17 protein-coding genes are annotated in these 17289 nt (G+C 57.0%); 9 read left to right on the top strand and 8 right to left on the bottom strand.

Annotated features, from left to right (window positions below; translation table 11 throughout):
* Nucleotides 1–55 precede the first annotated feature (55 nt).
* From RHM55_RS19490 to RHM55_RS19460, 7 genes are all read left to right on the top strand, one after another.
* The gene (locus RHM55_RS19490) at nucleotides 56–859 is read left to right on the top strand and encodes a copper resistance protein B (RefSeq protein WP_407074660.1); all 804 of its coding nucleotides are present in this window, start codon (nucleotides 56–58) and stop codon (nucleotides 857–859) included.
* Nucleotides 860–936: 77 nt separating this feature from the next.
* On the top strand, nucleotides 937–1320 hold the full coding sequence (copC, locus tag RHM55_RS19485; RefSeq protein ID WP_322177885.1) for a copper homeostasis periplasmic binding protein CopC: 384 nt from the start codon (nucleotides 937–939) through the stop codon (nucleotides 1318–1320).
* Between the two features lie 3 nt (nucleotides 1321–1323).
* Entirely contained in the window at nucleotides 1324–2262 is a 939-nt protein-coding gene (copD, locus tag RHM55_RS19480; protein ID WP_322177884.1) for a copper homeostasis membrane protein CopD, read from the top strand.
* 188 nt (nucleotides 2263–2450) lie between these two features.
* Nucleotides 2451–2678 (top strand): hypothetical protein, encoded by a 228-nt coding sequence (locus RHM55_RS19475; protein WP_219063445.1) that lies wholly within the window; start codon nucleotides 2451–2453, stop codon nucleotides 2676–2678.
* A 116-nt stretch (nucleotides 2679–2794) separates the two neighbouring features.
* Nucleotides 2795–3046 carry a hypothetical protein gene (locus RHM55_RS19470; protein ID WP_322177883.1) on the top strand — a complete coding sequence of 84 codons (252 nt, stop codon included), beginning with the start codon at nucleotides 2795–2797 and terminating at the stop codon, nucleotides 3044–3046.
* 669 nt (nucleotides 3047–3715) lie between these two features.
* A complete protein-coding gene (locus tag RHM55_RS19465; RefSeq protein WP_322177882.1) occupies nucleotides 3716–3967 on the top strand; it encodes a hypothetical protein in 252 nt (83 codons plus the stop codon).
* A gap of 103 nt (nucleotides 3968–4070) precedes the next feature.
* The gene (locus RHM55_RS19460) at nucleotides 4071–5786 is read left to right on the top strand and encodes a SulP family inorganic anion transporter (protein ID WP_322177881.1); all 1716 of its coding nucleotides are present in this window, start codon (nucleotides 4071–4073) and stop codon (nucleotides 5784–5786) included.
* Nucleotides 5787–5827: 41 nt separating this feature from the next.
* Here the strand turns inward: RHM55_RS19460 and RHM55_RS19455 are convergent, their stop codons facing one another.
* The 5 genes from RHM55_RS19455 to RHM55_RS19435 all read right to left on the bottom strand — a co-directional run bounded on the left by RHM55_RS19455 (nucleotide 5828) and on the right by RHM55_RS19435 (nucleotide 11136).
* The gene (locus RHM55_RS19455) at nucleotides 5828–7171 is read right to left on the bottom strand and encodes a TerC family protein (RefSeq protein ID WP_322177880.1); all 1344 of its coding nucleotides are present in this window, start codon (nucleotides 7169–7171) and stop codon (nucleotides 5828–5830) included.
* 38 nt (nucleotides 7172–7209) lie between these two features.
* Complete coding sequence (locus RHM55_RS19450) at nucleotides 7210–8466, bottom strand: NRAMP family divalent metal transporter (protein ID WP_322177879.1); 1257 nt, start codon at nucleotides 8464–8466, stop codon at nucleotides 7210–7212.
* Nucleotides 8467–8469: 3 nt separating this feature from the next.
* Entirely contained in the window at nucleotides 8470–9351 is an 882-nt protein-coding gene (locus tag RHM55_RS19445) for a protease modulator HflC (protein WP_322177878.1), read from the bottom strand.
* Entirely contained in the window at nucleotides 9348–10382 is a 1035-nt protein-coding gene (hflK, locus tag RHM55_RS19440; RefSeq protein ID WP_322177877.1) for an FtsH protease activity modulator HflK, read from the bottom strand. Before hflK ends, RHM55_RS19445 begins: the two co-directional genes overlap by 4 nt.
* 277 nt (nucleotides 10383–10659) lie before the next feature.
* On the bottom strand, nucleotides 10660–11136 hold the full coding sequence (locus tag RHM55_RS19435) for a WbuC family cupin fold metalloprotein (protein WP_322177876.1): 477 nt from the start codon (nucleotides 11134–11136) through the stop codon (nucleotides 10660–10662).
* A gap of 514 nt (nucleotides 11137–11650) precedes the next feature.
* Here RHM55_RS19435 and RHM55_RS19430 point away from each other — a divergent pair.
* The gene (locus RHM55_RS19430; protein WP_322177875.1) at nucleotides 11651–12394 is read left to right on the top strand and encodes a hypothetical protein; all 744 of its coding nucleotides are present in this window, start codon (nucleotides 11651–11653) and stop codon (nucleotides 12392–12394) included.
* Between the two features lie 35 nt (nucleotides 12395–12429).
* On the opposite strand, the gene RHM55_RS19425 is transcribed toward RHM55_RS19430, so the two are convergent.
* The 3 genes from RHM55_RS19425 to RHM55_RS19415 are packed head-to-tail and all read right to left on the bottom strand — an operon-like array spanning nucleotide 12430 to nucleotide 14511.
* Complete coding sequence (locus RHM55_RS19425) at nucleotides 12430–13857, bottom strand: HAMP domain-containing sensor histidine kinase (RefSeq protein WP_322177874.1); 1428 nt, start codon at nucleotides 13855–13857, stop codon at nucleotides 12430–12432.
* Complete coding sequence (locus RHM55_RS19420) at nucleotides 13847–14098, bottom strand: winged helix-turn-helix domain-containing protein (protein WP_322177873.1); 252 nt, start codon at nucleotides 14096–14098, stop codon at nucleotides 13847–13849. Before RHM55_RS19420 ends, RHM55_RS19425 begins: the two co-directional genes overlap by 11 nt.
* Nucleotides 14095–14511, bottom strand: coding sequence for a response regulator transcription factor (locus RHM55_RS19415; RefSeq protein ID WP_322177872.1), 417 nt, complete (start codon nucleotides 14509–14511; stop codon nucleotides 14095–14097). Before RHM55_RS19415 ends, RHM55_RS19420 begins: the two co-directional genes overlap by 4 nt.
* 151 nt (nucleotides 14512–14662) lie before the next feature.
* On the opposite strand from RHM55_RS19415, the gene secF reads away from it, so the two are divergent.
* Nucleotides 14663–17212 carry a protein translocase subunit SecF gene (secF, locus tag RHM55_RS19410; protein WP_322177871.1) on the top strand — a complete coding sequence of 850 codons (2550 nt, stop codon included), beginning with the start codon at nucleotides 14663–14665 and terminating at the stop codon, nucleotides 17210–17212.
* Nucleotides 17213–17289 lie beyond the last annotated feature (77 nt).

Here is a 17289-nt window from a genome sequence, read left to right as displayed (position 1 = left end):
CGACAAAACCGCTAAACCTGTATTCGCCAGCCTTGTAGTTTTAGGGTTGGGCGTGATGCAGCTGCCTTTTGCCTATGCGCAAGCTGAGCCTATGCAAGGTATGGATGGCGGCCAGATGCAGGGCATGGAACCGAGTCCCCCCCAGAAAAGCCGAACGCCGATCCCGGTGCTCACAGACGCTGATCGCGCCGCTGTTTTTGAAAGTCACGCGGGACACCAAATGCCCGACCGCTCGATCAACTCGTTTTTCTTGATCGATCAACTCGAATGGCAAGACGCCGATAAGGGAAGTGCACTGAGATGGGAGGCGAACGGCTGGATTGGCACCGACACCGACCGCCTCTTACTTCGCTCGGAGGGCGAGCGGACCAATGGCGTCACTAAAAGCGCCGAAGTCCAGGCCCTGTGGGGACACGCCATAAGTCCTTGGTGGGACGTGGTAAGCGGCGTGCGGCAAGACTTCAAGCCCGGTGCGCCCCAGACTTGGGCCGCGCTGGGACTGCAGGGCATGGCGTTCTATGACTTGGAAACGCAAGCGACTGCCTACCTCGGCGAGGGGGGCCAAAGTGCACTCAGGCTCAAGGGTGACTACGATATTTTGCTGACCAATCGTTTAATTCTTCAGCCCACCGCCGAAATAAATCTCTACGGAAAAAATGACCCACAAAGAGGTACAGGATCGGGCCTGTCGGATACCGATATCGGCCTGAGGCTTCGTTATGAAGTTCGCCGCGAGTTTGCGCCGTACATCGGCGTGACCTGGAACCGTTCCTACGGGAAGACAGCTGATTACGCCCGAGAAGAAGGCGAAGACCGTAGCGAGACACGTTTAGTACTAGGCGTGCGTATGTGGTTTTAAACGCAATCGACACGTGAAATCCAAACCGGCTCAAACAATAAAACTCAACCAGCGGCCCACGCCGCCAGGAACCTTGCATGTCATATTTCAAAAGCATCACCGTCGCAACAGTACTCAGTACCGGATTGTTCCTGAGTGCTATAGCCCAGGCGCATCCAAAACTACTGTCATCTACGCCTGCGGAGGGTGCCACGGTAGCCGCGCCTGAAAAAATCGAACTGCACTTCTCGGAAAAGCTCATGACTCAGTTCTCGGGAGCGAAACTGATCATGACTGACATGCCGGGCATGCCTAATTCACCCATGGGCGTTAAGGCCCGTGTCGCAGGCGGCGCCGACCCAAAAACGATGGTGATCACTCCCGCGGCTCCGCTCACGTCAGGCACCTACAAGGTCGAGTGGAGAGCGGTCTCTTCCGATACCCACCCGATCACAGGCGCCGTGACCTTTAAAGTCAACTGATCCATGGGCGACTCAATCAACATAACGCTTCGCTTCATGCTGTATATCGACCTGATGTTGCTCTTTGGGCTGGCGGTGTTCGGTCTGTATAGCCTCAGAGGAAAAGAACGGGCCGGCGGTGCTGTTTTGAATTTTGAGTCGCTCTTGGCGGGCACCGCTGTTATCGGCATTTTGCTGTCGATGGCAGCGATGCTGCAAATGGCCAAGTCGATGAGCGGAGTGTCCAGTTTCATGGAACTCCATCACCATATTTTCCAAATGATGCTGATGGGGACTGATGTCGGGCTGACATGGATGGTCCGAATAGCCTCGCTGACGCTGGCAGTCGTAGCCGCCCTATTCAACAGGCGCGCCCCTGCTTTCAGCCTGTGGATGGTCACTGTGTGCGGAGCCACCGCACTGGCTACTCTAGCGTGGACAGGGCATGGCGCCATGGATGAAGGCCCTCGTCGCTACCTGCATTTCACGAGCGATATTGTTCATATTCTGGGTGCTGGCGGCTGGCTGGGTGCTCTGGCCGCATTTGCGCTTTTGTTGCGTTCAAACAAGCTCACAGGCGAACTGCAAGTCCGGTTGCTGGCGCGAACGCTGACCGGTTTCGAATCAGCAGGGGCGCTCATCGTCGTCACCCTGACTATCACCGGGGTAGTTAACTATCTGCTGATTATCGGGCCGACATTCGAGACATTGACCACCAGCACTTACGGGGCCCTGCTGTCTTTAAAGGTCTTCTTGTTTGCCGGGATGCTAGTGTTTGCGGCGTTGAACCGCTTCCACCTGAGCCCGCTGCTCGAACGGTCCATTCAAACAGGGGTTTACACGGTCGCTATCAACGCCTTGCGGCGCAGCATGATTCTGGAGTTGTCGGCCGCCGTGATCATTCTGAGCCTGGTTGCCTGGCTCGGCACCCTCAGCCCGGAGATGGAGATGTCGGCTGAATAGACCACCGTAGAAGGTCTGGTGGTTAAAGATGGGGCAAAGATCGGGATTTAATCGCGGTAAGGTCTGGCTGCAGACCGATCCAGAAGCTTATGCAGCAGGACTTGCCTTATGATGAACGTCAGAAACAATACAAGGCGATCATGGGACCGTAGCGGGCTCGTGGTGCGACGTTTTTTTAGGGGGTTATCGTGGGAATCAAGAAGTCAGCGCAAGAATTGAAGCGCGACCTTAATAATGTGGCCTGCAATCTGGAGCAAACGGCAGGCGAAATCAGTCGGCTCGCCGAGCGAATTAACGATGTGGATGTTGTTGCGGTGTTGCACCTGATGAATCGCTTATACAAGGATTCCGACCGATTAAAAGCCTATGTCGATGAGATAAAGTCGGGACGGATCGTCAGGAATAAAGCCGAGTAAGGACCCTAGAGGTAACAGCCGGAGTCTTAAATCCAAACAGACTGAACGAACCGACTTCACTGACTTCTTACGTTCATGGCGTTCCACTCTGTTCGCTGTGCACACAGGGTCATTCCATGTACATCGAAAACAACTCCGCGCTGCTCCAATCCCTGATCGCTCAGCTCTCGATAGCCGAATTCAGGTCTTCGCTTGCCTTGATGGGTAACGCTGAGCGAAACCTTATGGGCTTGAGGGATCTGATTCAGCTCGATATGATTTCTGGCGACTTTACGTATGGCGGCCTAAGTGATCCGCTTGGCCTGCTGCTCGTCGCTGCGGATCACATACGGCTGACAAAGCGGGGTGCCTTGTTCAGCTATCGCTAAGTCGCAATGCTTGGCGAGTATCACTCTGCCCTCCGGTCATCGCCTGATCTCGGGTAGGCCCCTGACATTGGGTATGCTAGGGGCTCAACCGCGAGAATCAACCATGCGCAAACTCCGACCCCATGACGACCCGCTGCCAAAAATGATCGCAAATCTACTTGAATTGCGTGAGGCCCTTTCGAGCCTGAGTGCTAGCGAAAGAACACTCAGCTCATTGAGAGCAAGCGACAAGGTTTACGGGGTTATTTTGCCGATCAGCCGCAGGGCAGACTTTTTCGCCTCGAAGATCGGGCGCATGCTCGAAAGCCGGATAAAGACCATGAGCGAAGCGAACACCTCGAGCCCCCGGGCACGTCCTTAATGAGTGACCGAATAAAATAATTCGTTCTGTTCTGTCGCCTGTCATACCCCATCTAATTGTTATAGGTCACCGCACACTAAAAAGGGCTTACCTAAAGGTAGGCCTTTTTAGTCATCAGCGAAAAGTGGGCTGTGCAAGACGCCGTTGATGATGCCCAGCGCCGTTTATATTATTGCGAGCGCAGTAAGACCGATCTCTTTTTCCCTTTTTACTCAACTACATGTCCAACAGGCGACCTCGCATGAGGTACATTAAAATCCGATCCTCCCACCCAGGCGGCAGCCCTCAAGCTCAGCAAGGATGACACCGTGAATACCCATCAGAAGCTGCGAACCTTTGACCGTATCCGCGAAGCAGTGTTGCCGGAATATCGCGACCGGGTTGCCGAGTACCTGAGCCTCTACGAAGAGGCTCTACACGACGACAACATCCAGTCCGATGACTTGCGCGCATCGGCCAATCAGCTCAGGGGCTACCTGCGAGGCCTTAATACGACCAGGGTGCTGGGCATGGCTGACTGGGAAGAGTTGGACCGTCGTGTTGTCGAATCGTGGTTATGATCAATAGATCAATGGGGCAGGACGCTTAGCCTGAGTATAAAAAGTAAGCTCAGGTTATTTTATCCGGGACCAGAGCCCATGCAACGTGATCGAGGCGCCACCGATGTCAACACCAAGCCCGCAGTCCGGGCCTGTCAAAACAAAGCTGATCGACCGTGTGTCCTGGCTGGATATCATTGCCGGCTTGTCGTTGGCTGGATTGCTGTTACCGGAGGCAGTCGCTTACGCAAGCATTGCAAATCTGGCGCCTCAGGCCGGGGTCATTGCCCTGTTTGCCGGACTGGTCTGCTACGGATTGATCGGCACCAGCCGCTTCGCGATCGTCTCTGCAACGTCATCGTCTGCTGCCGTGCTGGCAGCTGCCTCCGCGTCGATGGCGGGCCCAGACAACACGCTCAGACTGGTTATTGCCATCGCCCTGGTCATGCTGACCGGTCTGTTTTTCACGGTCGCGGGACTTGCACGATTAGGCAGCATGTCAGCCTTTATTGCCAAACCGGTTTTGCGCGGGTTTGCCTTCGGCCTTGCCATCGTGATTATTTTCAAGCAGATCGCTTACGTGGTTGGCGTCCACCCCCAGCACACTGACCTGATCCGATTCTTGGTCGAGTTATTCAGTCAGACAGGATCATGGAATTGGGCCGCCGTGGCGGTGGCCGTCGCCGCGTGGTTATTGCTGTTCTTGTTTGCCCGTATGCCACACCTGCCCGGAGGGCTGCTGGTGATTGTCATCGGCATCACGGCCGGTGAATGGCTGAACTTTTCGCAGTATGGCATTAGTCTGGTCGGCTCCATAAACCTGCAACTCACCGCACCGACGCTCCCGACGCTGCTGTACACAGAGTGGCTACGAGTAGGAGAACTCAGTATCGCCATGGTGCTGATTCTCTACGCAGAGTCCTACAGTTCGATCCGCAGTTTTGCGATGAAGCATGGTGACAGTGTCTCGCCTAACCGGGATTTACTTGCCCTCGGTGTCGCTAACCTGGTGTCTGGACTTTTCCACGGCATGCCGGTGGGCGCCGGTTACTCAGCGACGTCGGCAAACGAGGCATCGGGGACTTTGTCGCGACTGGCGGGTTGGTCTGCTGCCCTTGCGCTCTTGATCATCGTGATGACGCTTCTGCCAACCATCGCCCTGACACCGGAACCTGTGGTGGCGGCGATTGTCGTGCATGCCGTCAGCCATACGCTTCGCCCATCGACTTTTGCTCCTTATTTCACGTTGCACCGCGACCGACTGGTCGTGATTGCTGCGGTATTGGCAGTGCTGTTATTAGGTGTACTGGATGGCTTGCTGGCAGCTATCGCTGTCAGCCTGGTGATGCTGTTGCGGCGGCTGTCCGAGTCATCGGTGACCATTCTTGGGCAGCTCAATCATGGCCATGATTTCGTCAGCACAACCCTTCATCCAGAGGCGCAAGCAGTCCCTGGCATTTTGATCTTGCGCCCACACACAGGTCTTTTTTTTGCGAATGCCGAACGGGTGTTTGCGCAGGTACAAAAATACATTACGGCCGCTGGCGATAGCGTGCATACCATTATCCTCAGCCTGGAAGAGTCTCCGGACCTGGACAGCTCAAGCGTGGAAGCGCTACAGGATTTTTGCAAAGTAGTCCTCGACCAGAACAAGCACTTGATGCTCGCCCGTTTAAAAACCCGGGTGCAACAGGTATTGATTCGAGCGGAGATTCCGGGACTTCCCATAGATGTGCTGTGTGCGCTCAGCGTGGATGATGTAGTCAGGGTCGCGCAGGAGCTTTATTCCGGGCCAAAAACCGGTTCATTGGATGCTATTTACAATGAACCGACTCTCTAGTTGCTGCGCTAAAAAGGCAGCGGCCCAAGGTTCCATGAACACTAGTGGACGCGTGCACACTGAATTTGCGAGAAGCTACCGCCGCTGAGCGTCACCACATTGCTGTTGGTCTTCTCTATTTCACTGGGGGGCGTAAGGTGAAGCGCGCTGACTGCTGCTGCGGGGTTCTCCCAGAGAATTTTTTTAAGGCTCACGTAGCCTGCCGCTTCTCCGTTCCCGGTGACAATACGTATCGCACTGCCGCCGGGCCGATAGTAGACAGTGGCAATGGCACCGGGGCAAACATAGGCGCTGTCGGCCACGGGTCTGGGCAGCAAGCCACCCGCGATGCTGCCAATGAAGCTGTACAAAACCCAGCTCACAAGACTTATAGCCCCAAGCCCTACCAATATCTGTACACGCCCCCCGAAGACGCGACGCCCACGGTCTGGCACTTCGGCCGGAACACTGCGCGCGACAGCTGCCGCTTCAGGCTTGTCCTGAACAGGGTTGACACTGGCGAGTACCCACTCGGCGCCTCCCGTAGAGGGCGCTGTAGCTGACGATTCTGCAGAACTGGTCGCGCCCACGCTAGCGCGCTCGGTGAGGGCATCGACGGCAACGATCAACACACTGTCCCGAGCGACTTCGGCAACTACGCTTGCCGCTATAGACTCCGATGCCGGAGGTGCTCTTCGAAGCTTTGGTGCCGGCTTGGCAACCGTCGCGCGCTGTCGATGAATAATGCGCGCTTGCAGGACCACAAAAGCCGCGCACAGGAGCGGCACCATTGTGTTCAGCGCAGGCGACTGAGTATTTACCCAGCCCACCACCGCAGGATCGGAAACGGCGATATCACCCGCAACATAGCCAAGCAGCGCGCCGCCAACCGAGACCAGAAAAGGCTGACGATGAAGCAGCCGGGTGATCTGCACGCTCCCGAACATCAACAGCGGCACGCTTAGGAGCAATCCCAGCACCAGATAGAAAATACTGCCCTGCGCCACTGCCGCCAGTCCGACCACGTTGTCCATGCTCATGACCAAATCAGCCACCAGTACGGTCGTCACAGCCCCGAACAGGGTGGTCGGCGTATTTTCGACGGAGTCACTCTCGTCATCCGGCTGTTCTTCGATCAGCAGCCGGATTGCAATGACGATCAGCAACCCCGCACCGATGAGCTTGAGAAAGGGCGCCAGCAGCAACCACCCGGCCAGTGTGGTCAGGAGCACGCGCAGCACGATGGCCCCGCCAGTACCGATCATCACCGCCTGTTTCACCTGATTCGCTGGCAACCCGCGGCAGGCCAGAGCGATCACCAGCGCATTGTCGCCGGACAAAATCAGGTCCAGCAGGGATATCTGAAAGATCATGCCTATCGCGTGCAGTAAACCTTCAAACATCATGGGACTGTTTCCAGGCAAGGAGATGTTTCATATAAAAATCACCCGAGTGAACCGGCGATGCTGGCATACAGGCCGAGTGTTGAAGTCAGTACAAAGATGACGCCGACAGCCAGTGCGTACCCTCCCCGCAATTGATGTGCTGCCGGCAAGACACTGCGCGCCAGCAAGAACAGCAACAACAGCATCACCGGGATCAGAATTGCATTAACCACGCCCACGGCAATCGACAGCCGGATGAGATTGACGCCCGAGGCCACCAGCAGCGCGCCAACGATTAGCAGCACCGCGAAAGGTCCATAGAACCAAGGTGCATCCAGTGGGTGTTGCTCCAGCGAGTGGCGTACCCCCATCGCCTCCCCCAACGCCAACACAGCTGTCAGGCAGACCACAATAGTTGCTACTAACGCACCGCCGGACAGCCCAATCGCGAAAACGACTTTGCCCCAACTGGGGCCGATCAGCGCACCAAACGCATCGCCGATCTGAGCGATGTTGTCCAGATTTCCACCCTGCTCGTGCGCACCCAGCGTGGCGGCGGCGGCGATCAATACCGAGGAAGTCAGCACCTGGCACAGCACCGTACCGACCAACGTATCGACTCGCGCCAGCCGAAGTCGGCCCGTGTCCAGCCCTTTATCGATCAGCGCCGACTGTTGGTAGAACAGCGTCCATGGCATCACGCTGGTGCCGACATTTGCCGCGACCAGATACAGATAGTCATGGTCGGCGAGAGGTATTTGAGTCATGTCGTGCAGCATCTGATGAACGTTCGGGTGGGCCTTGAACGCCATTACCAGAAAGGCAAGTCCGAACAACCCGATAGCAATGGTTACCCGCTCTACCGAGTGATAGGAGCCGGTCAGGACCATGCCGAGAATCATCACCACCAGCGCCACAAGAATTTGCCAGCCCAGGATTCCAAAGAGGCTGCCTGCACCAACCAGCCCGCTCATCTCCGTAACCAATGTACCGAAGCAGCTCAGCAGCAACACCGCTGCGGACACTATCGCGACCGCTTGACCGAAGCGCTGTCGGACCAGTTCGACATAACCTTTACCAGTGCACAACCCCAGTCGCACCGTCAGTTCCTGGGCCATGAACATCAACGGGACCAACAATAATTGCAGCAACAGCAAGCGGTATCCCCACTGTGCACCGCTCTGGGCAGCCGTCACCACGCTGCCGGCCTCGGTATCGGCCAGCATCACGACCAGTCCCGGCCCCATGACGGCGAACAAGCGTGTCAGCCGTTGCCAAAATGCTTTGTGGTCAGAAGGAAGCTCAATGACTCGCATTCTTTACTTCACGGTGGTCGCGGCAGGACCCGTGCGAAATTGCTTCAGGAACTCAGCGTCCGGCGTCAGCACCAGCGTCGGCTGACTCTCCGCCAGTGCCTGCCGGTAGGTCTGCAGCGAGCGGTATAGCTTGTAGAACGCAGGGTCTTTGCTAAACGCGGCCGACAGAATCTGGTTGGCATCAGCATCCGCTTCACCGTGAGTAATCGCAGCCCGGCGCTGGACCTCCGACAACAGGACCGTACGGTCCCGGTCAGCTTTGCCCTGGATCTGTTGCGCCCATTCAAAGCCCTGTGCACGCAGCTCCTTTGCCTCGCGCTGACGCTCGGATTTCATCCGGTCATAGATCGCCTGACTGGCCTCGAATGGCAGGTCGGCACGGTGTAGACGCACCTCGCTCACTTCGATCCCGAGTCCCACAGCCTTGCTGGCTACGTCCTTCTCGATGGTGGCGACTTCTTGCTGGCGTTCCGGCGACAACAATGATCGCAACGTCACCTGACCCAACTCACGCCGCAACGAAGAACTGACCATTTGCGTCAGTTGTGCGCTGGCCTGGTCCAGCGTACCCACCGCCTGGTAGAAGCGCAGCGGGTCGCTGATGCGAAAGCGCGTGTAGGTCTCGACCTCAATGCGTTTCTGGTCGCCCAAAATCACCTGCTCGGCCGGCGAGGTCAGTGTCTGCAACCGGCTGTCGTAGAACACCAGAGAGTCGCTGAACGGAACCTTGAACTTCAGGCCGGGCTCACCGGCCACGCCCATCGGCGCGCCGAAGCGGATAATTAACGCCTGCTGCGTTTCGTCGACAACATAGACCGACGATGCCAACACCCATAACGTAACGATGCCGACTCCGGCGATCAGCCATTTGAGCGCGGGGTTCATGGTTTGGCATCCTTCTGAACAGACTTGCCTGGGTCGGATAGCGGCATATAAGGCACCACGCCGGACATACCCTTTCCAGACGAATCGATGATGACCTTGGAGGCCTTCTTCAGCACCTCATCCATGCTCTCCATGTACAAACGCCAGGCAGTAACGTCCTTGGATTGCACATAGCTGTTGTAAACAGACAGAAAACGCTTGGCCTCACCCTCTGCCAGGTTGCCAACCTGCGACTTGTAGGCCTCGGCATCCTGTGTGATGCGCGCCGCATCGCCTCGCGCACGAGGGATCACATCGTTGGCGTAGGCCTCTGCTTCGTTACGGGCGCGCTCCTGATCCGCGCGTGCGCGCTGCACATCGTTGAAGGCATCGATAACCTGCGGCGGCGGATCGACCCGTTGCAGCTGAACCTGGGTGATGAGGATGCCAGCCTTCTCGCTGTCCAACAGCTGTTGCAGCAGTTCGCGTGTTTCATCCGCGATCTGCGCTCGTTTGTCGGACATGGCGGACTGGATCGGCGTGCGTCCAATGACTTCACGTAGCGCACTTTCGGCAATGATTTTTATCGAGCGCTCTGGATCGCTGATTTTGAACAGATACTGTCCAGCATCCTTGATTCGCCAAAAAACCGTGCAATCTGCCTCGACGATGTTCTCATCGCCCGTCAGCATCTGCTTGTCACGTGAACCGCTGTTACCCGTGGTGAGGGCACTGCTGGCGCTGCCTAGCTGCAGCTGATTGACTTGGGTAACCTTGGGCAGCAACACCGCCTCAAAGGGATAGGGCAGGTGGTAGTGCAACCCTGATTCGGTGGTGTCCACCCAACGACCAAAGCGCAACACTACGCCCTGCTCGTCCGGCTGCACTTTATAAATGCCCGACGTGACCCATGCCAAAGCGATGAGCCCACCGATCAATACCAAACCACGTCCCTGGAGGTCCAGAATGGCAACCCTGTAGTTGATCCGTTCACGCAGCGTGGAGAAGAGCCTGGCGGGTTCGGTCGAAACAGGAACAGGACTATCGGTCATGCAAGTGCTCCAGTCCGTCAAATGACGTGCGGACCTTACTTTTTGGGGGGTAGGGGTCGCCGAAGCCGCGCAGAATACCTGAACAGGCGACCGTCGTCACTGACCTGGATCATGCTAAAAATAGCCCTGAGCGGCGATGCGTTACACGGAAAAACAAGCGCTGCTGCGCCCGCTCTCCCCTGCGGACAAATCACCCGGCCCGCGCCGTCGTTTCCGACCAACCGGGCATTCACTGGCAGCCCGTGGGCCGGGCATCCGTCCGAAACGTACTCTTATCTTAAAGGCCGGGCAGACGCTGACCGATTTGTGCCGTGGCATAGCCGTCCAGAATCGCGGTCGCCAAAGGGCTGCCTTCGGCACCGGACCATGCGGCAAAGTCGGCTTCAGCTACGGGCATATACGGCCCGTGCTTCACTTCAAAGATCACACCGCCCTCATCCAGAGAGAGCACCGCATGCCAGCAGCCAGCGGGAATTTCCAGTACCGCACAGTCTTCGCCCAATACCGTGCGCTCGATGACGATACCCGCGTCGTCGAAAGTCAACACCACAAACCGACCGCGCAAGGGATAGAGCAACTCCCAGGTATGGGGATGACGCTGGGCACGTACGTAGGTGCCTGGCTCCATGGCGATAGCCAGGCGCTGGATCGGGTCAGCCAATTCCTCGTGCAGGTTGCGGTTAGCGCGCAGGCGCGGGGATTGCTGGGCTTGGGCACCTAGCGCGTCCAGGTCAGCCGGGGTGATCTGTTTCATTTGAGGTTACCGATAGAGGTAAAACGTGATTGAGGCCCCGTCCGCCTGTGCGCACAAAAGCGGCATCATCTGCCGGGGCGTGGTTGGAGGCCATTAGACACTATTCAGCGGCCGTCACGCACGCGAGCTGCTGTGTGCACAGCTCAGCGCAACAATATTTTTCGGCACGGCCAGCATAATGTTTAGTAGCTGCTACGCTAAATTTCGGCCCCCTGAGCACGCTCATGAAACGGCGATGCACGTGGGAAGCCTCAAAGTGTAACTGCCAGACGACGGATTGTGCGTTGTCTGGAAGGTCGGTGTGGCCTCTGTTCTCACGGACGACAAGCTTTGCTACACCGGTAATTGAATAGTTTAAAAGCGCTGAACGAATCGACGCACTATTAAACGTGCCCTCGGCATTATCAACCGTGCGCTACCCACGCGAGAGTGGGCATCACCCAACGCCGTTATCCATGTTGTGATGAGTGCCTACGAACGCCCCTTCTATTTCAAGAAAGTCGGGAATGTAGCCATGCAATACACAACGTTTTCAGATGAACAGATAAAGTCTCTCATTGAGGCGATCGATCTCAACGGTTATGCCGTGTTACCCGGCTGGGCGACGAGCGCAGAGCTGACCCAATTACAGGCCTTGGTCACAGACGCCGTCGTAGCGGCGGGTAACAACTACGTTGCCCTGACCGGGCACCAAGCTGTTGCCGGTTCGCTCCTGGACGAATGGGGCCGCTCCCCGTACTTCGTCGATCTATGCAAGCGTATCGTTACAGCCGCGACGGGGGAACATTCAACCGAGCAGCGTCTGTATCAGGTGTTGCGTTGCCTGACCGGTGAGCAAGGTCAACGTGAGTCCTCGATTTTCCACTACGACTCCTTCGTACTGACCACCATCATGCCGGTCTGTATGCCGGATAATCCTGGCGATTTAATCATGCTGCCAAACCACCGCCCCCTCCGGAAAACCTATGCCTTTAACCTGCTCGACAAGCTGCGCGTCGATAACCGCTGGGCACAACGTCGGCGGCTAAAGGAGTACACGAAGCACCCCGAGCGGTTCACCCGAGTCCACATGCGACCGGGCGACCTCTACCTGTTCTGGGGCTACCGTTCGCTGCACACCAATCTACCGGCTGACCCGGATGCCTTGCGCGCAACCGCTATCTTTCACTACCACAACCAGCATGCAGACAGCACCCTCGCTGACCGGATACGTCGATCAGTTGCCTATATCAAGCCGAATCAACCCGTGCCTATGTAAGTGGTCAGGAGCAGTTTTCCTATTACACTCCGGGATTAGCCGGCCAGGAACTGCGACGTCTTCAGCAATAACGTCACACAGGTGCCCGAACATTTGACACTTTGCACACTCATCCGCCCACCCAGTTGTTCAACGATGCGTTTGGCGTGGGCAAAACCAAGGCCGAATGAGCTTCCATCCGAGCGTGCAGTATCCGCTCGGAAGAAGACCTGCCCTAACTGCTCCAGATCCGTCGAGGTCATACCCATGCCGTCGTCCTCGACCGACAATTGCCAATCGCCGTCCGGCGACGCGCTCAACTTCACCCATACATGACCTTGATCCGCCGTGTACTTGATCGCGTTGTCGACCAGGTTTCCAACCACCACTTCCCACTGTTCAAGCGAGCCGGGCGTCTCGTAACGTGCGCCTGCGTCAATCTGCACAGAAAGCGCCACGTTTTTGGCCTGAGCCTGCCGCTGCCAACGGGCGGCTACAACGCGAACGACATCATCCAGCCGACATTCACTATTGATCCCGGCGATTTGGGCGCCGTCCAGTCGTGCCAGGTCCATTAGCGCCGACGACAACCGTTTCAAGACCTGCATCTCCGCCAGAACATCTCGGCAGGTGTCCGCGTAGTCTTGCGCCTCCCGGGGGCGCATGAGAATAACCTCCAATGCAGATGTCACTGCGGCAATGGGCGTTTTCAACTCATGAGACGCGTTGGCAATGAACAGACGCTGGTTTTCCAGAACAGTCCGCACCGCATGCACCATCTCAGCATAGCTGTCGAACAGCAGCTTTTCCTCTGCCGAATGAGGTGTAAACACCACGCGCTGAGTAAACTCAGGGGGTTTGAGCAAGCGTAACTGCCGCGAAAAACTGCGCAGATTTCGTGTGGAATAAGACACCACCAGAAAACTACCCAGTGCCGTCAGCAGCAAAATACCAATCGCCGCCAGGGTGGCCAGCCGTTTGAACTCACTCACAGCATCGAGCATGGGCTGAGCATTGAGTGCCACGGTGACCGTCGTCTGAAGGGTGGTTGCCCCGGACTGACGCTCTATCTGCCCGCTTTGAACCAGCCATTTGCCAAACTCAGTGCTCAGCAACCGGGATGCTTCGCCTGTCACCTTCAAGGTCGTCATGCGCTGGCGCAAGGTGTTGCGGATTTTCTCAGAGGGGCCTTGGGACTCAAAAATCGGAGGTCCTGCTTCGCCCCCCGCGATAAAATAGACGTCACGGTCACGATCCAGCTCTTGCGCAAACTCGCCGCTGCGCTGATAAACCAGTTGGCCTGCCTTGGGGAGGATAAGCGCCTCGATGACATCTGACTGAATATCCAGATGATGGCGCAACTCATTCAGCCGAGCCGCCTCCACCCAATGGCTCAACCAAAGGACACTCAGCGCCAACACGCTCGCCTGCACCACGAATAACGTAATCGTTATTTTGATATTCAGCGAAAGCTTAAGCCACACGAAGTGTGAACCCCTTGCCGCGCAAGGTTTCAATCTCTATGCCCGACCCCATCAGTTTTCTGCGCAGGCGCGCGAGCAGCACATCAAGGCTATTGCTGTCCGGCTCCATGTCCAGGGAGTACAGCAAACCGGTGATCGCGGTGCGTTTGACCAACTGCCCGGCTTTACTGGCAAGGGCCACGAGCAGGTCATACTCCTTGCCCGTCAGCACCAAGGGGGTTTGGTTGATCGTCACGCTCATGGTCGCAAGGTCGATGTCAGGCCTGCCAGTTCCAGTAACGTTGCCCCACGAGCAGTGGATCGCCGGTAAAGCGCGTTGACCCGGGCAATCAGCTCGACCATGTCGAAAGGCTTGACCAGATAATCATCGGCCCCCTGATCGAGACCTTCGACTCTGTCACGCAAATCGCCCTTGGCGGTGACCATGATGATGGGCACTTCTCTTGCCTGCGCACGCACCGTCTTGACGAAATCCAGGCCCGACAACTTGGGCAACATCCAATCGAGCACGATCACGTCGTACTCGCTGGACTCGACGAAATAGAGTGCCTCCTTGCCATCCAGGGCGAGATCGACCACCCAGCCCCCCTCTTCGAGACCACGCCTGACGCTCTTGCCGAGCAGTACATTGTCCTCGACCACAAGCGCCTTCATCGATCACCTCGCCTTATCGTTCGCGACACGCTACCGCATTCGTACTTAGCCATAAAGTCGTCCCCTTTGCGTCGCTTTCTATCGTTAATGATCCATTCATTCGCACCTCAATAGACTGCCCGGCAATTACGCATGTCCGGGTACAACGATCATGACTCAATCGAAACAACGTATTTTGTTTGTGCTGCTGGTGGGCCTGCTGGCCACCTTGATCAGTTTGTCGTTCGCGCCCCTTGCTTCAAAGGTGCGATTCGGCCTGGAGTTTCGCGGAGGTTATGAGATTTATTACGTTGTTACGCCGCAGCCAGGCAAGCAGACGCTGTCCAAACAGGATGTACTCAATACCGTCGACATCCTGCGCCAACGGGCCGACAGCATTGGCATGTCTGAGCCTGATATCCGTCTCGAGGGTGAAGACCACATCCGCGTGAAGCTGGCGGGACTGACGTCGGCGGATGAGTCGCGCTCACTGCTGGGCGACACCCACGGGCTACCGACGGTACTCACGGAAAAATACACCCAAACGGTCGGGAGCGTCCTTGGCAAGACGGCTCTGACTGAAACCATGACCGCTGGGGTTATCGGTATCGCCTGCATCTTCCTCTTGCTGCTGGTGCTGTACCGAGGGGCCGGGCTGATCGCCGCATTCTGCACCGTCGTCTACCTGTGGCTGCTGATCATTCTGTTCAACGCATCACACGCGACCCTGTCGCTTTCTGCGGTAGTCGCCTTTGTCTTGGGGATCGGCATGGCGGCGGATGCAAGCATCATTTGTTTCGAACGCACCCGCGAACAGCTCGCGCGGGGCCATGACCTGAGAACAGCGGTGGTGATTGGCTTCAACGGATCATTCCCGACCATTCGCGACGCCAATCTGGTCACTGCGCTGGCAATGATCGCATTGTTTGCCGCAGGCATCGGGCCGGTCCAGGGATTCTCGCTGACCTTGCTGGCAAGCATCGTGATCAGTATTTGCACCAACTATTTCCTGGTGCGCACGCTGACCTTGTGGCTGGTGGATTCGGGTTGGTTGCCACGGACCTGGTTGATCGGTAGCGGCAAGCCGCGCAACGCGCGCAAACACTTTTTCGGCTTCGTAAAGTTCGGCAAAACAGCAATCCTTCTTTCGGTGCTGACCATCGCCAGTGGTGCGCTGTATTACCGTGCGCACGGACTCAATCTGGATATCGATTTCACGTCCGGCACTGCGCTGGATATCGACATTGATCGCCCGACAACCCAGAGCGACGCCACACAGATCATGACCGCTGCCGGGATCGTTCCGGCGACGCTGGCGGTAGGTGGCGCGCAGAACGAACACATAGCGGCCCGCTTCGATGAAGTCCTCAAGCCCGCTGAGTTGAAACAGGTCATTTCAGCCTTCCAGGCGAAATACCAGAAGGTCGAGTATGAAGAGAATACGGCGGACCCAGGCATCGCACGCGACTTCGCGACCCGTGCAATCTATGCCGTCCTGGCCGCATTCATCAGCATTACCCTGTACATCGGGCTTCGGTTTTCCTGGGCCATTGCCGTGGCCACGGTCCTTCCGATCATCCTCGACCTGCTATTTGTCTCGGCAGTTTTCGCGCTCTTCAAGTTCGAAATCGATGTGACCTACGTTGCCGCGCTGCTGACCATCATCGGTTACTCGCTGAACGATAAAATCGTGATCTTCGGGCGCATCGTCGAGAACCTCAAACGGACCAATACCCCAGACGAAGCCTCCTTGTTGAGCATGGTCAATCAGAGCATCGAGCAAACTCTGGGGCGCTCCCTGTACACAGTACTGACCGTGGTGATGGCCTCGACCAGTCTTTATTTATTCGCCTGCGAACCGCTGCAAATGTTCTCGCTGGCATTGGTGATCGGGTTGATGTGCGGCGCGGTGTCGTCGATTTTCATCTCCAGCGCCCTCTGGGCCACGCTGCACAGTCGGTCCCTAAGCAGACCCGATAGGCGCTCAACCATTCCCCGCCTGACGTCGCGCCCCTTTATCAGCCTCCTGCTGGCCGTGGCCGTCATCGGGTTGGGCGGCTGGTTTTGGATACCGACACTCACCCCTCAAGCATCGCCAAGCGCTCAAACGCTAGTAACCACAGGCTCTCTAGGCGATCTCTCGTCCTTTTCAGCCATCGCCAGCGACATCCTTGCCAAAGTAAAAGCCGGTGACATCGCAGGGGGGAAAGCCCGCATCAAGGATCTGGAAAGCGCATGGGACGCCTCGGCCAAGCAACTTCAGGCACGCAGCCAGGAAGGATGGACATCGGTGGATAAATCCATTGATCGAGCCCTCGTGCAATTGCGCTCTGGTACCCCGGACAAGGCCGCCATTGATGAATCGTTGCAAACCCTGATCGCCAAGTTCGCAAGCCAACAAGGTCAGGTCGCAGCACGCGTGAGCACTGCTGGCGGTCCTCTGGGCGATCTCTCTGCCTACCGAAAAATCGTCTTGGACACCTCTGCGCTGGTCGATGCCGGTGACATGAGCGCTGCACGTTCACGCATTACCGATCTGGAAACGGCCTGGGACCAAGGCGAAGAAAAGCTTCAACCGATGAGCCCCAGTGACTGGACCGCTGTGGATAAGTCCATCGACCGGGCCTTGTCGCAACTGCGGTCCGGTAGCCCGGACCCTAAAGCCTGCGCCTCGGCCCTGACAACGCTACTCGCCAAAATCGACAGTAAAACGACTCACTGACCGCTCTGAAACGAAGCCCTTAACGCGTCAACGTCGCAGCCACCCTTGACCGGGGGAGCGCTGCAACGAAAGACGAA

Origin of the sequence: Pseudomonas sp. MH9.2 (assembly GCF_034353875.1) — a bacterium.
Taxonomy (GTDB): domain Bacteria; phylum Pseudomonadota; class Gammaproteobacteria; order Pseudomonadales; family Pseudomonadaceae; genus Aquipseudomonas.
The sequence above is the reverse complement of the archived record's forward strand: the minus strand, read 5'-3'. Positions and strand labels throughout refer to the sequence as shown.

Excerpts from the sequence above, each read along its gene's own strand:
- RHM55_RS19490 (WP_407074660.1), top strand. The coding sequence starts at position 56 with ATGCAGCTGCCTTTTGCCTATGCGCAAGCTGAGCCTATGCAAGGTATG.
- copC (WP_322177885.1), top strand. The coding sequence starts at position 937 with ATGTCATATTTCAAAAGCATCACCGTCGCAACAGTACTCAGTACCGGA.
- copD (WP_322177884.1), top strand. The coding sequence starts at position 1,324 with ATGGGCGACTCAATCAACATAACGCTTCGCTTCATGCTGTATATCGAC.
- RHM55_RS19470 (WP_322177883.1), top strand. The coding sequence starts at position 2,795 with ATGTACATCGAAAACAACTCCGCGCTGCTCCAATCCCTGATCGCTCAG.
- RHM55_RS19460 (WP_322177881.1), top strand. The coding sequence starts at position 4,071 with ATGTCAACACCAAGCCCGCAGTCCGGGCCTGTCAAAACAAAGCTGATC.
- RHM55_RS19455 (WP_322177880.1), bottom strand. The coding sequence starts at position 7,171 with ATGATGTTTGAAGGTTTACTGCACGCGATAGGCATGATCTTTCAGATA.
- RHM55_RS19450 (WP_322177879.1), bottom strand. The coding sequence starts at position 8,466 with ATGCGAGTCATTGAGCTTCCTTCTGACCACAAAGCATTTTGGCAACGG.
- RHM55_RS19445 (WP_322177878.1), bottom strand. The coding sequence starts at position 9,351 with ATGAACCCCGCGCTCAAATGGCTGATCGCCGGAGTCGGCATCGTTACG.
- hflK (WP_322177877.1), bottom strand. The coding sequence starts at position 10,382 with ATGACCGATAGTCCTGTTCCTGTTTCGACCGAACCCGCCAGGCTCTTC.
- RHM55_RS19435 (WP_322177876.1), bottom strand. The coding sequence starts at position 11,136 with ATGAAACAGATCACCCCGGCTGACCTGGACGCGCTAGGTGCCCAAGCC.
- RHM55_RS19430 (WP_322177875.1), top strand. The coding sequence starts at position 11,651 with ATGCAATACACAACGTTTTCAGATGAACAGATAAAGTCTCTCATTGAG.
- RHM55_RS19420 (WP_322177873.1), bottom strand. The coding sequence starts at position 14,098 with ATGAGCGTGACGATCAACCAAACCCCCTTGGTGCTGACGGGCAAGGAG.
- RHM55_RS19415 (WP_322177872.1), bottom strand. The coding sequence starts at position 14,511 with ATGAAGGCGCTTGTGGTCGAGGACAATGTACTGCTCGGCAAGAGCGTC.
- secF (WP_322177871.1), top strand. The coding sequence starts at position 14,663 with ATGACTCAATCGAAACAACGTATTTTGTTTGTGCTGCTGGTGGGCCTG.